The 13,916-nt window shown below is 57.6% G+C and carries 13 protein-coding genes; 4 read left to right on the top strand and 9 right to left on the bottom strand.

Going from position 1 to position 13,916, the window contains the following annotated elements; genetic code table 11:
- Positions 1 to 59 precede the first annotated feature (59 nt).
- Positions 60 to 629, top strand: coding sequence for a biotin transporter BioY (locus tag MTP37_RS02295; RefSeq protein ID WP_249238029.1), 570 nt, complete (start codon positions 60 to 62; stop codon positions 627 to 629).
- A gap of 363 nt (positions 630 to 992) precedes the next feature.
- On the opposite strand, the gene MTP37_RS02290 is transcribed toward MTP37_RS02295, so the two are convergent.
- From MTP37_RS02290 to MTP37_RS02255, 8 genes are all read right to left on the bottom strand, one after another.
- On the bottom strand, positions 993 to 1,394 hold the full coding sequence (locus MTP37_RS02290; protein ID WP_249238028.1) for an arsenate reductase/protein-tyrosine-phosphatase family protein: 402 nt from the start codon (positions 1,392 to 1,394) through the stop codon (positions 993 to 995).
- An 82-nt stretch (positions 1,395 to 1,476) separates the two neighbouring features.
- Positions 1,477 to 1,830 (bottom strand): thioredoxin family protein, encoded by a 354-nt coding sequence (locus tag MTP37_RS02285; protein ID WP_249238027.1) that lies wholly within the window; start codon positions 1,828 to 1,830, stop codon positions 1,477 to 1,479.
- Positions 1,831 to 1,845: 15 nt separating this feature from the next.
- On the bottom strand, positions 1,846 to 2,841 hold the full coding sequence (locus tag MTP37_RS02280; RefSeq protein WP_249238026.1) for a permease: 996 nt from the start codon (positions 2,839 to 2,841) through the stop codon (positions 1,846 to 1,848).
- Positions 2,841 to 3,149: an ArsR/SmtB family transcription factor gene (locus MTP37_RS02275; RefSeq protein ID WP_207676840.1), complete on the bottom strand. Its 309-nt coding sequence runs from the start codon at positions 3,147 to 3,149 to the stop codon at positions 2,841 to 2,843. The genes MTP37_RS02280 and MTP37_RS02275 overlap by 1 nt, the downstream gene beginning before the upstream one ends.
- 301 nt (positions 3,150 to 3,450) lie before the next feature.
- Entirely contained in the window at positions 3,451 to 4,962 is a 1,512-nt protein-coding gene (gene lysS, locus MTP37_RS02270; protein WP_249238025.1) for a lysine--tRNA ligase, read from the bottom strand.
- A gap of 12 nt (positions 4,963 to 4,974) precedes the next feature.
- On the bottom strand, positions 4,975 to 5,460 hold the full coding sequence (gene greA / locus MTP37_RS02265; protein WP_249238024.1) for a transcription elongation factor GreA: 486 nt from the start codon (positions 5,458 to 5,460) through the stop codon (positions 4,975 to 4,977).
- A 199-nt stretch (positions 5,461 to 5,659) separates the two neighbouring features.
- Positions 5,660 to 8,101: a FapA family protein gene (locus MTP37_RS02260; RefSeq protein ID WP_249238023.1), complete on the bottom strand. Its 2,442-nt coding sequence runs from the start codon at positions 8,099 to 8,101 to the stop codon at positions 5,660 to 5,662.
- Positions 8,102 to 8,442: 341 nt separating this feature from the next.
- Positions 8,443 to 10,527, bottom strand: coding sequence for an elongation factor G (locus tag MTP37_RS02255; RefSeq protein WP_249238022.1), 2,085 nt, complete (start codon positions 10,525 to 10,527; stop codon positions 8,443 to 8,445).
- A gap of 424 nt (positions 10,528 to 10,951) precedes the next feature.
- Here MTP37_RS02255 and MTP37_RS13095 point away from each other — a divergent pair, with 424 nt between their 5' ends.
- From MTP37_RS13095 to argF, 3 genes are all read left to right on the top strand, one after another.
- Positions 10,952 to 11,077 carry a hypothetical protein gene (locus MTP37_RS13095; protein ID WP_256469117.1) on the top strand — a complete coding sequence of 42 codons (126 nt, stop codon included), beginning with the start codon at positions 10,952 to 10,954 and terminating at the stop codon, positions 11,075 to 11,077.
- Between the two features lie 164 nt (positions 11,078 to 11,241).
- A complete protein-coding gene (locus tag MTP37_RS02250) occupies positions 11,242 to 11,721 on the top strand; it encodes a deoxycytidylate deaminase (protein ID WP_249238021.1) in 480 nt (159 codons plus the stop codon).
- A 450-nt stretch (positions 11,722 to 12,171) separates the two neighbouring features.
- Positions 12,172 to 13,170: an ornithine carbamoyltransferase gene (argF, locus tag MTP37_RS02245; protein WP_249238020.1), complete on the top strand. Its 999-nt coding sequence runs from the start codon at positions 12,172 to 12,174 to the stop codon at positions 13,168 to 13,170.
- 288 nt (positions 13,171 to 13,458) lie between these two features.
- Here argF and MTP37_RS13255 read toward each other — a convergent pair whose 3' ends face one another.
- Positions 13,459 to 13,593: a DUF7695 domain-containing protein gene (locus MTP37_RS13255; RefSeq protein WP_455550808.1), complete on the bottom strand. Its 135-nt coding sequence runs from the start codon at positions 13,591 to 13,593 to the stop codon at positions 13,459 to 13,461.
- Positions 13,594 to 13,916: the final 323 nt, after the last annotated feature.

Raw genomic sequence — 13,916 nt, 5'->3', positions numbered from 1 at the left:
CTGCGCTATACTCGGGCACAGATGCCTTGTAAATTTTTAACAGAGGGGAATTTCAATCTATGAAAAACAAAAAGCTGACCACCTATCAGATGGCCGTCACTGCACTGATGGCCGCCGCAATGTGCGTGCTGGGCCCGCTGACGGTGCCCATCGGGGCCATTCCCATCTCGCTGGCAAACTTTGTCATCTGCCTGACCGCATGGCTGCTGGGGCCCAAGTTCGGCACCCTGAGCGTGGCGGTGTATCTGCTCATCGGTCTGGTGGGTGTGCCGGTGTTCTCCGGCTACGGCGCAGGCATTGCCAAGCTGGCAGGCCCCACCGGCGGCTATCTGGTGGGCTATCTGCTGCTGGCCTTCATCGGCGGTCTGTTCATCGAAAAGAGCAAGGGCCAGCCCGTAGTCTCCGGCATCGGCCTTGTGCTGGGCGATGCCGCCTGCTATGTGCTGGGCACTGCATGGTTCGTGTTCCAGATGCAGTGTGAGCTGAGCTATGCGCTGTCGGTGTGCGTGTATCCCTTCATTGCGCTGGACCTTGCCAAGATCGTGGTGAGTTGCGTCGTGGGTGCACTGCTGCGCAAGCGTCTGGAGCAGGCCGGTGTGCTGAAACTGCAGGGTGCAGTTTCAGAATGATGTGCCTGCGGCAATGATGTTTGTGCCGGGCGCAAAATGATGTGCCGCTGCGCGGCAATGCCGGAGACGGGAGCATTCAAAATGCCCTCCGCGATGCTCTGGGCATCCTCAGCGGAAAAACTTTTCAGCAGAGCAAGGGCTGTTGCAAAATGTCGAGGGCGAAAGACGTTGAAAACTTCAGCAAAGAGCACCTGAAGCAGCCCAAAAGTTGAAAAACTCATCATAAATCCAGAGAAAAAAGTACAGCAAAGCTGAGCATCTGCGAAAAAATAGGTGCTCAGCTTTTTGCATTTTCAGTTCCGAAAAATTCTTTTGGCAAAAAGAGAGAGGGCTGGACGGTGCCAGCCCTCCTGACAAGCAGATTTATATAGTTTGAAGGCGATTTTTCAATGCTATGATATTTTGATGGATCTGCATGATCACATCCTTAAACGCAGCATCATCTTTTCCAGTCGGGTCTTCCAATCCCCAGTTATCATCAAATGGTCTACCAATAAAAGGGCATCCTACATTGCATCCCATCGAGATTGTAAAATCCGGTTCAGGAATCGCAGAAATCAGCTTAGAATACTGCGTCTGCTCCATGTCGATGCCATAAAGCTCATTCATCAGTCGGACAGCATCCTGATTGATCCGGGGTTTTGTTTCCGTTCCAGCAGAATAGCTTTCAAACACGTCGGACGCCAGCGCTTTGCCCAATGCCTCCGCAATCTGGCTGCGGCAGGAGTTATGGACACAGATAAATGCAACTTTTAGTTTGGTCATGCGGGGAACCTGCCTTTCGTTTTGTTTGCGATACAGTCAGATATTTCTGAAAAAAATCCAATGGGAGATGTGTTATGTTCGTTCATGCTCTTACTTTCTTCAAAATAGAAATGACTTCATCCTTTTTCAGCACCTTGCCATAGGACACCACCTGACCATCTACCACCAGCGCAGGTGTTGTCATCACTCCATAGGCGGCGATTTTTTCAAAGTCCCGCACATGGTCGATGGTAGCATCCATACCGAGTTCCCGCAGTGCTTCTTTGGTTTCCGCTTCCAGTGCGTTGCACTTGGCACAACCTCCACCGAGAATTTTAATGCCGGATTCCTTCTTTTTTGCTTCTGCCGCCTGCATGGTTTCCGATGTACAGTTGCCTCCGCAGCAGCAAGACTGCTTTTGATCTTCTTTTTTCTTTCCAAATCCGAAAATTGACATGATAGTCCCTCCAAATTATAAGATACTGCCCTGAAACAGGTTGAATAAATAGCCTACAACGATAATGCCCGCAGCACAGATGGCGATAAAAACACCCAGCAACTTCGGCTTGACTGCCTTGCGCAACATAATCATTGACGGCAAAGACAGCGTGGTAACACCCATCATAAAGTCAAGCACCGTACCAAGCTGTGCGCCTTTTCCAAGCAAAGCCTCAGCAATGGGAATCGTGCCAAAAATATCGGCATACATGGGAATGCCGATGATGGTTGCTAATATTACGCCGAAGGGGTTATGGCTGCCGAGAACCGCCACAACCCAGCTTTCGGGAATCCAGTTGTGAATGACAGCCCCGATGCCTACGCCGATGAGAATGTACGGAAAAACCTTCTTGAAGGTTTCCTCTACCTGATCCTTGGCATAAACTAGCCGTTCCTTCTGCGTCAGTGTTGGGGAGGCAATGTCCACGGCAGATGCCCTGCGGATAAATTCCTCCACCTGATTTTCCATGTGCAGCTTTTCAATCAGCGTACCGCCAGCCACAGCAATCACAAGCCCCAGCACCACATAGAGAATCGCAACCTTTGCCCCGAAAATACTCATCAGAAGAACAAGACTTCCCAAGTCCACCATAGGCGATGAAATCAGGAACGAGAAGGTCACACCCAGCGGCAGTCCGGCACTGGTAAATCCGATAAACAGTGGAATGGACGAGCAGGAGCAGAACGGTGTTACCGTGCCGAGCAGGGCTGCGATGCAGTTTGCCCAGATACCGTGAAACCGCCCCATAATTTTCTTACTGCGTTCCGGCGGAAAATAACTCTGAATGTAGGAGATCAGATAAATCAGCACACAGAGCAGCACGGTGATCTTAATCACATCATAGAGGAAGAACTGAATGCTCCCACCGATTCGGCTTGTTGCGTCCAATCCCAATGCGCCGAGTAGATTTCCAATCAGCGTATTCAGCCACTTCATGCCGAGGATTTGATCGGTGATAAACTTGCCCATCAGGAGCAGCACCCTCCTTCGCTATTAGAGCCGCAGCCGCAGCAGGTCAGTCCCTCTATAAATTCTTTGAACTGGGTCAGGGTTTCGCAGTTCAGGGAGTAGTGCTGCCACTTGCCATCCTTGCGGGCGTTCACCAGTCCACATTCCACCAAAATCTTCATATGGTGCGAAAGCGTCGGCTGCGTAATTTCAAACCGTTCCAACAGCTTGCAGCCGCACTTTTCTCCATCCGACAGCATCTTCACAATTTCCAGCCGGTTCGCATCCCCCAAAGCCTTGCAGATCAAAGCCACATCTATAGCGTTCATGAAAACACCTCGCATTGATATTCGTCTATGTGAGCAGTATAGCAAATGCATAGATAAATGTCAATGCATTTGTGCAAATAAAAGCAGGTACACCGCATTTCTACAGTGTACCTGCTTTTCATCATATTGTGGGTAGTTTGTCTACTACACCAATCCACCTATTCAATTCTTACACCACACCGCTTTGTAAGGCTCCTTTTCGGGAAAACGTCCCAAAATTGGTGTAGCCCGGGTGTAGTACCGCAGATATCGCCCGAATTTCGTTTGAAAATTTATCGTATCTGCGTTTTAATTTTGTGTTTTACTGCTCAATCGGCTTCATCGTGGGGAACAGCAGCACATCGCGGATGGAGGCGCTGTCGGTGAGCAGCATCACCAGACGGTCCACGCCGAAGCCCAGACCGCCCGTGGGGGGCAGGCCGTACTCCAGTGCGTTCACGTAGTCGTAGTCCACCTGTGCCTTGCAGTCGGGCTCGATGGCCTTGCGCTCGGCTACCTGACGCTCGAAGCGGCCCTTCTGGTCGATGGGGTCGTTCAGTTCGCTGAAGGCGTTGCCGTACTCGGTGCAGTCGATGAAATACTCAAAGCGCTCGGTGAAGGCGGGGTCGTCCGGCTTGCGCTTTGCCAGCGGGCTGATCTCCACGGGGTAGTCGTAGATGAAGGTGGGCTGGATCAGCTTGTCCTCCACAAAGGCGTCGAAGAACTCGGCCAGAATGGCACCCTTGGTGGGCACCTCGGGCAGCTCCACGTGGTGCTCCTTGGCGGCGGCGATGGCGTCCTCGTCAGACTTCCAGTCGTTGAAGTCCACGCCGGAATACTTCTTCACAGCTTCCACCATGGTCAGGCGCTCCCAGTGGCCCATGTCGATCTGCTTGCCCTGATAGGGGATGACCATGCTGCCGCAGATCTTCTGGGCAAGGCGCTTGTACAGCTCCTCCACCAGATCCATCATGCCGTGGAAGTCGGTGAAGGCCTGATACAGCTCGATGCTGGTGAACTCCGGGTTGTGCTTGGGGTCCATGCCCTCGTTGCGGAAGATGCGGCCCACCTCATACACGCGGTCCATGCCGCCCACGATCAGGCGCTTGAGGTACAGCTCGGTCTCGATGCGCAGCACCATGTCCATGTTCAGGCTGTTGTGATGGGTGTAGAAGGGGCGTGCGGAGGCGCCGATCTCGAAGGGGGTCAGGATGGGGGTGTCCACCTCCAGGAAGCCCTTCTCGTCCAGATAGGCGCGGATCTCCTTCAGGATCTGGCTGCGCTTCACGAAGGTGTCCTTCACCTCGGGGTTGGCGATCAGGTCCACGTAGCGCTGACGGTAACGCATCTCGGTGTCGGTCAGGCCGTGGAACTTCTCGGGCAGGGGGCGCAGGCTCTTGGCCAGCAGGGTCAGCTCGGTGGCGCGGACGCTCAGCTCGCCGGTCTTGGTGCGGAACACCTCGCCCTTCACGCCGATGATGTCGCCCACGTCCAGCTTCTTGAAGGCGGCGTAGGACTCCTCGCCCAGCTCATCGCGGCGGACGTACAGCTGGATGTCGCCCTTATCGTCCCGCAGGTGGGCAAAGCTTGCCTTGCCCATCACGCGCTTGGACATCATGCGGCCCGCCAGCGCCACGGTCTTGCCGCTGTCGGTCTCGTTGGGCAGGGCAGCAAACTCTTCCTTCAGGTCGGCAGAGTAGGCGTCCTGCGGATACTTGGTCAGGGTAAAGGGGTCGCGGCCTGCGGCCTGCAGGTCGGCCAGCTTCTGGCGGCGCACCTGCACCTGCTCGCTCTCGGACAGGCCCTGTGCGGGGTTCTTCTTTTGCTCTTCCATGATTACTCCTACTTAGTTTGCTGCGTGGGAAATGCGCAGCACAGTGTACTCCACCGTGTGGCCGGTGGGCAGCAGAACTTCGGCCTTGGCACCCACGGCCTTGTTCAGCAGGGCGTGGCCCACGGGGCTCTCGTCGCTGATCTTGCCGTTCAGGGGGTCGGCCTCGGTGCGGCCCACGATATCGTATTCTTCGGTCTCGTCCTCACCGGTCATCCGGATGACCACATGGGTGCCCACAGACACGCTGTCCACACTCAGCTCGCTCTCATCAATGACGACAGCGTTCTTGATCATCTGCTCCAGCTCGGTGATGCGGTTCTCCACCAGACCCTGGGTGTTCTTGGCCTCGTCGTACTCGCTGTTCTCGGACAGGTCGCCGTGGCTGCGTGCTTCCTTGATCTCTTCAGCCAGCTCCTTGCGGCGGACCGTTTTGAGGTATTCCAGTTCCTCCTGCATTGCCTTCAGACCGGCGGCGGACATCTTGATCTCTTGTGCCATTTTGAGAATCTCTCCTTGTCTATTTGTTTTGCACAGCCGCAAAGCCGCACAATAATGCCATTTTGACTACATTATTATAATAGCAAGCCGGGCCTTTGTCAACAAAAAAGGCGGTGCTGGGGAGGAAAAAGGGGAGAGAAGGGCGGTGCAGTGCAGCAAAAAGGCCAGCGCAGAAGCGCTGGCCTTTGATGAGGGAGCGTTATTTTGCAAAGGCGTGGTTCCACACCTCGATGACCCGCCACTTGGGCACCCGGCCGTCGGGGGCAAAGGTGCCGTCGCTGCGGGCGGTGAGCAGGCCCTGCTCGGTGCACCAGCGGGCCGCAGCCTGCTGGTCGGCGTCCGTGATGTCCGGGTACACGGTCACGACGGCACCGGCTTCCGGGCGGCCTGCGGCGTTCCACAGCAGCTGGGCCAGTTCGCCGCGGGTGGCGGGGATGGCCGCCCCTTCCGGCAGCAGGTTTTTCAGCATGACGCGGGTCGTCACCTCATAGCCGCCCCACACGGCGGCCCCCGCGAGGGCTGCGCTGACCAGCACGCCGCTGGCGTCGGTGATGAACTGCCCGACTGCGTCCGAGTCCACATCATCCGGCAGCAACGACGCCGGGGTGATGAGCAGGTGCTGCACCGCGCGCAGGTCGTCCAAGTTGTTCAGCTGGTAAGAATCGCTCCGCACCTCGCCGGTCTCCCCGTTCAGGGTGACGACGTAGGGCTGCTCGGTCTCCGGGTAGTATTCCAGAAGGTACCACGGAGAGCCGGAATCCCGTTCCACGATGGCACCGCCGTCGCGCTGGCTGACATCCACGATGCCGCTGCAGGTGAAAGAGGCGTGCTGGGGCAGTGCGTTCGCGTCCACGGTCGCATTCTGGGCGCTGTGCACCATCAACGTTTTCCACGGGGCACCGGTGAGCCGGATGCTGCCGCCCGCCCGAAGATAACAGGCCACACCGAGAGTGTCGGCGGCGGTGGAAAGTGCAATGTCGCCGGTGCAGTCGATGTTGAGCCGGTCGCAGAGCGTGTCGTCGGCCTTGGCCGTCACGTTCCGCACACCGGAGATGTCGGAATAACGGCTGGATGTGTTTGCCAGCACCACGTCGCGGGCATTGGTGATCTGCAGCGAGTAGTTAGTATCAAAATGGTCGTAACCGTCCAGCTCCCCGATGCGGCAGGCGTCAAGGGTCACGTCCCGCACGCCGTCCACGATGAGCGTATCGACGGTCAGGTTCTTCAGCACCACGTCCGGGCGCTCGTCTTCGGTGGGGGCAAGGCCCAGAACGCGGAGGGTCTTGGCTGCTTTTATGTCGTCCACGATGAAGCCGTCCACGACAAAAGCACCGTCTTCATAGGTGATGCCGCTTATGGGGTAAGCTTCCAGCGAAGCCTTGCTGACGATGATCCAATCCTGTTCCGTGCTGAGCCACAGAGCCTGGCCTGTGGCCTGCTCCCAGTTGGCGGCGGCCGTCACAGCGCAGGCGGGCATCGTGAAGCGGATGCTGTCGTCCTCCTGCTCAAACAGCACGGCGATGCCGTCCTCTTTGGTGACGGTCCAGCCCGTAAAGGTGGTGCCGTTCGTCGGGCGCTTCAAGACCAGATGCACTTCTTCGCCCGGATAGAACACCGTTCGGCCCTGGGCGGAATCTGCCGGCGCGCAGCCGGTCAGGGTGAGCTGATAGTCTTGCTCGTGTTTTGCTGTGATCCAGCTGGGATCGCCAAGCGTGCCGAACACGGTGCTGTCGCCCGGCTGGAACACATCGCAGGTGGCACCCATGGAAGATGCGCGGAATACGAGCTCGGTGGCACCGGTGTTATAGTAGTGCAGGTTGCCGGACTTGCCGTCGCTGGTCTTATCACACAGCACCAAACCGCCTGCAGGGTTGCGCAGCTCGAACTCGCCGCCGCAGCGGACGGTCGCGTCGTTGATGGTGGGCTGGCTGGCCGTGCCGCCGGTAATGGTCACATCGCCGCCCGCGTCCACGGTGAGGACGCCGGTGCCAGCGGTGCCCTGTGCCCAGCCGCCGCTGTTGTTGGTGGTCAGGGTCACGCTGCCGGTGGTGGTGATGCTGGCGCTGTGCCAGATGGACGCGCCTTCACAGCCGCCGACGATGGTCACGTCGCCGCCCGCATTCACGGTGAGGTTTTCGCCGCCCACGGCACGGTCGGCGCCGGTGATGCTCACAGCGCCGTCGCTGGTGATGTCCGTGCTGCCGGTGACAGCCTGTGCTCCGGCGGCACTGCTGGTGACGGCGACGCTGGCGCTGTCCGTGATGGTCAAGTCGCCCTTCACGGCCGGGCCGGTGGTGCCGGTCAGCACCACGTTCACGCCGGGCGCGGAGATGGTGAGCGCCCTGAAGTAGGTGCCGGTGACGGTGAGGGTGCGGTCTGCGGCGGTGTACTGCAGGGCGACATCGCCGCTGGAGCCGTCCGCAATGGTCTTGGCCCAGTCCTCCTGCGTGCCAAGATAGAGCTGGTCAAAGACAATGGTGTCCGCGGTGCTGTTCTCGGCGGTGGACGCTGTGGCCGCGGGCGCGGCGGGGTCCGCTGCGGCGCTGGGGGCTTCTGCCAGCGCCGGCGCGCAGAAGCTGAGAGCCATGGCACCGGCCACCAGCGCCGCCGTTAGGCGCTGGATGAGTTTGTGTCGTTTCATGCTGCTTTCCTCCTTTGTAGCGGGTCGCAAATGGGGAGTGTTTCTTTTATTGTACCATACTCGGGAGTAAAATGGAATCAAATCTGCGCGAATGGGAGCGAAATATGCGCGAATGGCGGGAAAAGGCAGAGCGGACAGCGGCTGCAGGAACTTCTCGCTTTTTTCCGCAACAAAAAACCCCCGCTGACAGAGGGAAAAGTGTCAACGGGGGCCGGGGTGATGTCTAAAATGATGTGCTGCGCAATGAGGTTGTTCCTGCGGAACAAATGATGTGCCTGCGCAAGGATGTGCCGCTGCGCGGCAATGGCTTCCGCTTCACCGGAGGGGAGTGTCCGACCGGCTCAGTCGTCGGCGGCCTCGTCCAGATTGCCCAGCTTCCTGGCCTGCTCCACCACGGCGGGCACCAGCATCTCGGGCAGGGTCTCGTAGCGGGCGAACTCGGTGGTGAACCAGCCGCGGCCCTGGGTCGTCTGCCGGATAAAGGTGGTAAAGTTGGCCAGCTCTGCCAGCGGCACTTCCGCAATGATGGTCTGCATGCCGTCCTCGTCCGGCTCCATGCCCAGCACGCGGCCCCGGCGCTTGGTCACGTCGCCCATGATGTCGCCGGTGTTGTCGTTCGGCACATGAGCCTTCAGGGTGTGGATGGGCTCCAGAATGATCGGCCCGGCCTCGGGCATGGCGGCCTTGTAGGCCAGCTTTGCGGCCATGATAAAGGCCATTTCAGAGCTGTCCACCGGGTGATAGCTGCCGTCCAGCAGGGTGGCCTTCAGGCCCACCACGGGGTAGCCTGCCAGCACACCCTTTTCGGCGGCAAGGCGCACGCCCTTTTCCACGGCGGGGAAGAAGTTCTTGGGCACGCTGCCGCCGAACACCTTCTCCTCAAACACCACCTGCTCGCTGTCGCAGGGCTCGAAGTTGATGATAACGTCACCGAACTGGCCGTGGCCGCCGGTCTGCTTCTTGTGGCGGCCCTGCTTCTGGCAGGCCTTGCGGATGGACTCGCGGTAGGCGATGCGGGGTGCTTCCAGACCGATCTCCACGCCGAACTTGTTCTTCAGCTTGGCCTTCACCACGTCCAGATGCTGCTCGCCCAGACCGCCGATGACCTGCTGATGGGTCTCGGCGTTGTTCTGGTAGCTCAGGGTGGGGTCCTCTTCCATCAGGCGGGCCAGTGCGCTGGAGATCTTGCCCTCGTCGCCCTTCTTGGCCACAGTGACGGCCATGAACAGGCTGGGCTGCGGGAACACGGGGGCCGGCAGCTTCACCACACGGTCGGCGTCGCACAGGGTGTCGCCGGTCTTGGCGCTCACCAGCTTTGCCACTGCGCCGATATCACCGGCGATGATGCCGTCCGAGTCCACCTGCTTCTTGCCGATGACGGTGAGGGGCTTGGTGATCTTTTCCACGTCACCGGTGCGGGCATTGGTCAGCGGTTCACCGGCGGTCACCTTGCCGCTGACCACCCGCAGGTAGCTCAGCTTGCCCACAAAGGGGTCGGCCACGGTCTTGAAGACGTAGGCGGCGGTGGGCTCGTCCACGGTGCAGTGCAGTTCCACCGGCTCGCCGTCGGCATCCTCGGCCAGCGTGCTGGCTTCGTGCTCCGGGCTGGGCAGCAGCTTGTGCATGTTGAACAGCAGCATATCCAGCGCCTGCTGGTTCACGGCGCTGCCGCAGAACACGGGGGTGATCAGGCCGTCCTTGACGCCCTTGCGCATGCCTTCCACGATCTCCTCGGTGGTAAAGGCCTCGCCGCCGAAGAACTTTTCCATCAGCTCATCGTCCGTTTCCGCAATGGCTTCGCTCATGGCCTCGATCAGGCCCTGGAAACGGTGGCCGATGTCCGGCAGGTCCACCTGGATCTGCTTGCCGCCCTCGTACTTGAAGGCCTTCTGGCTGAACAGGTTGATGTACACGGGGGTGCCGTCGTCCAGCTTGGCGGGCACCACGCAGGGGCAGACGGTGGAGCCGAACTTGATCTTCATATCCTCAAGGATCTTGAAGTAGTTGGCGTTTTCCAGATCGCACTTGGAGACGAAAACCATCGTAGCCTTGCCATTCTTGCGGGCCAGCTGGAACGCCTTCTCGGCACCCACGGTGACGCCGCTGCGGCCGGACACCACCACCAGCACGCTCTCGGCGGCACGGATGCCCTCATACTCGCCGGCCTCGAAGTCGAACAGGCCCGGGGCGTCGATCAGGTTGTACTTGATGCCCTCGTACTCCACCGGCACTACAGACGCCGACAGGCTGGCCTTGCGCTTTGCTTCCTCGGGGTCAAAGTCCGAAATCGTGGTGCCGTCCTCGACCCGGCCCATACGCTCGGCAGCGCCCGAAAAATAGACCAGCGCCTCGGTGAGCGTGGTCTTGCCGCTGCCGGCATGACCGGCAATCAGGATATTGCGGATGTTGTTGCTTGCGTATTTCATATCGGTTTTTCCCTCATTTCCGCCGCACGGAGCATTCTCTCCGCTTTTGTGGCATATTTTACAAAGATAATACCACACTCAAAACGATTTTTAAATATATCGTTTGAAAAAAGCCGGTCAAATGCCTGCCAAACTTCAGGGCAGTGTTTTGTGCAAGTTGACATTGGGGGAGCTTTCCCCGCAAAAAAAGCAAGCCCCCGGTGCCGCACACAGGTGCGATGCCGGGGGTGTTTTCGTTGCAAAGCGTATAATTTTATGGTATGCTGTAGATGCCGCTTTGGCGGCAAGGGCGTTGACCCAAAACGCAAGGCGGCTCTGTGTCCTCACTGGTTCTGCATGTTCACCCCAGAGTGAAGCAGGTGTCAGGAGGGCAGCTTTTTGAAGTGATCTCTCCGGATGCTTTCGGCGGAAGGAGGGATGTTGGATGTCGATCTCCGAGATTCTGATGCTGCTGACGCTTATCGTCACCATCGTACATGTGACTTTTGAAATCACATGGAAACTCGAGCAGAGAGAAAAACACCATGACAACGACAAAAAGAAAAAGTGACCGCCAACGCTTCCCCAAGCCGCGGTCACTTGATCTTTTGGTCATCTGATCCATGAGGAGCGGAGCCGTTTTGCCGGGCAGCGCTCTTTCTATTCGTAGTATAGTGTATTTTACCGGGTTTGTCAAGCGGCGGGCCCGCTGCCGGAACAGGAGGTTTTTCCGCGATGAAACGTACCGATTACATCAACTGGGATGAATATTTCATGGGCATTGCGCTGCTCACGGCCATGCGCTCCAAGGACCCCAACAGTCAGGTGGGCGCGTGCATCGTCAGCCCGGAAAACAAGATCCTGTCGCTGGGCTACAACGGTATGCCCATCGGCTGCAGCGACGACGAGATGCCGTGGGAGCGGGAGGGCGACCCGCTGGACACCAAGTATATGTATGTCTGCCATGCAGAGCTGAACGCCATCCTCAACAGCGCCCACAACAACCTGAAGGGAGCGCGGGTGTACGTGACCCTGTTCCCCTGCAACGAGTGCACCAAGGCCATCATCCAGTCCGGCATTGCCGAGGTGGTGTACTACGGCGATAAATACCACGACAGCGATTCCAGCGTGGCGGCGCGGTTCATGTTCAAAAAGGCCGGTGTGAAGCTGACTGCCTATACCCCCACCGGACGCCGGGCCGAGCTGGAGCTGTAAAGTGTGAATTTTTTCATAGCATCTTGACTTTTGCACCGGATTGCATATATTAAAGATAGAAAGTTGGTAAGGTTAGATCACCGGCTCACAAAAAGCGAACCCCCGCAGAGTTGCAGCTCCGCGGGGGTTCTTTGTGCTTACTTGCCCTTTCTGTGACTCTCAAGCCACTTGCACAGGTAGGTTGCAGCTACCTGCGCTGTGCAACGGCGACGACCGCCGCCAGCGGTGGAAACAGGGAGGAGCTGTTGGGGCCGCGGCCTGCAAGATGCGAGTGCCGCCCAAGGCACGAAGCAGATGCAGGGAGCCGCAACCCGTACAGGATGCCAGAAGGGCAGCACGATCAGTATAACATATCCGACAGGGTATTGCAATTTTTACAGGATATCATTATAATAGAAATACAGCTCGAATAAATATACAATAGCACTTGCATAGAGAGGAAAATATACAATGAGTCTGAAGAACCGCAGCTTTTTGAAGCTATTGGACTACACCCCTGCCGAGATGGAGGAACTGCTGGACCTTGCCGCCGACCTGAAGGCAAAAAAGAAGGCCGGCATCCGCCACAATGACCAGCTTGCGGGCAAAAACATTGCCCTGATTTTTGAAAAGACCTCCACCCGCACCCGCTGCAGCTTTGAGGTAGCCGCACACGATCTGGGCATGGAAGTGACCTACCTTGATCCCTCCGGCAGCCAGATCGGCAAAAAGGAGTCCATTGCCGACACCGCCCGGGTGCTGGGCCGCATGTTTGACGGCATCGAGTACCGGGGCTACGGCCAGCAGATCGTGGAAGATCTGGCCCGCTACGCGGGGGTCCCGGTATGGAACGGCCTGACCAATGAGTTCCATCCCACCCAGATCCTGGCCGACTTCCTCACCATCCGGGAGCATTTTGGTCGCCTGAAGGGCATCCACTTCGTTTACTTTGGCGATGCCCGCTACAACATGGGCAACAGCCTGATGGTGGGCTGCGCCAAGATGGGCCTGCACTTCACCGCCTGCGCACCCAAAAAGTACCAGCCGGACCCGGCCCTTGTGGCACAGTGTCAGGCCATTGCCGCCCAGACCGGTGCCACCCTCACCTTTGAGGAGGACCCTGCTAAAGCCGCCAAGGGTGCCGATGTGCTGTACACCGATGTGTGGGTATCCATGGGCGAGCCGGTGGAGGTCTGGGCCGAGCGGATCAACGACCTGTCTGCGTACCAGATCAATCAGCAGCTGATGGACATTGCAGGCCCCCACGCCGTGTTTATGCACTGCCTGCCCGCCTTCCACGACCACAAGACCACCGTGGGCAAGGAGATGGGCGAGCGCTTTGGCCGCGACGCCATGGAAGTGACCGATGAAGTGTTTGAAGGCCCCCAGAGCATCGTGTTCGACGAGGCCGAGAACCGGATGCACACCATCAAGGCCGTCATGGCAGCGACCTTAGGATATGAGAAATGATGGATTCCGCTTGTGCGGAATATGAATGTGCTACGCAACAGAAACAGGCTGTTGGAACAGGAATCCAACAGCCTGTTTTTGTATGGATCTGTGCCAGACCGTCTATCTCTCGCCGCAGATCTGTATGCAAAAAATGCAAAGTAATTGACCACCTGTTCTTATTGCTTTCACTGTTTTACTTCTTTACAGCATCATCTTTGCAAAAAGCTCTTGGCCTTTAATATAGAGGTCAAGAGCATTTTTCTCGCCGCTGAACTTCTGCTTCAAAGATCGTGTTCAGCTTAATTTTCAATCATCTATATCCTTCGTTTCAGATAATTCTTCCCAGTCTTCCGGGTTTCCGCATCTACGGAGATACTCATGCCCGCCATCGACTGCACACGATGCTTTCCTCCCGGAAATAGTGGAACATCCGCTTATCACCAAAGGGAATCGGCTGATGGCTTATCATTTCTACTCCATCCGCGCTTCTCCGGTGTATGGTTCTTTTCTTTTGAATCAATGTGTGGTATAGTAAATTTATACTCCGTAAGGGGACGGAAACGTGAATAATTTACCGTTATGATAGTAGGTGTTATAAATTGCAATTTATCCCTGCAAAACCCTCTCAGGCGCTGCGCGCCAGCTCTCCCGAAGGGAGAGCTTTTACAGCTGCCGTTACCTGGCATTAAGCTCCCCCTGAGAGGGCCGACTTCCCCCGGCCGGGGGGAAGATGTCACCGCAGGTGACAAAAGGGGGAATCTGGC

The organism is Faecalibacterium sp. HTF-F (assembly GCF_023347535.1).
In the GTDB taxonomy this organism is placed as follows: domain Bacteria; phylum Bacillota; class Clostridia; order Oscillospirales; family Ruminococcaceae; genus Faecalibacterium; species Faecalibacterium wellingii.
This window is presented reverse-complemented; position numbering and strand designations above follow the sequence as displayed.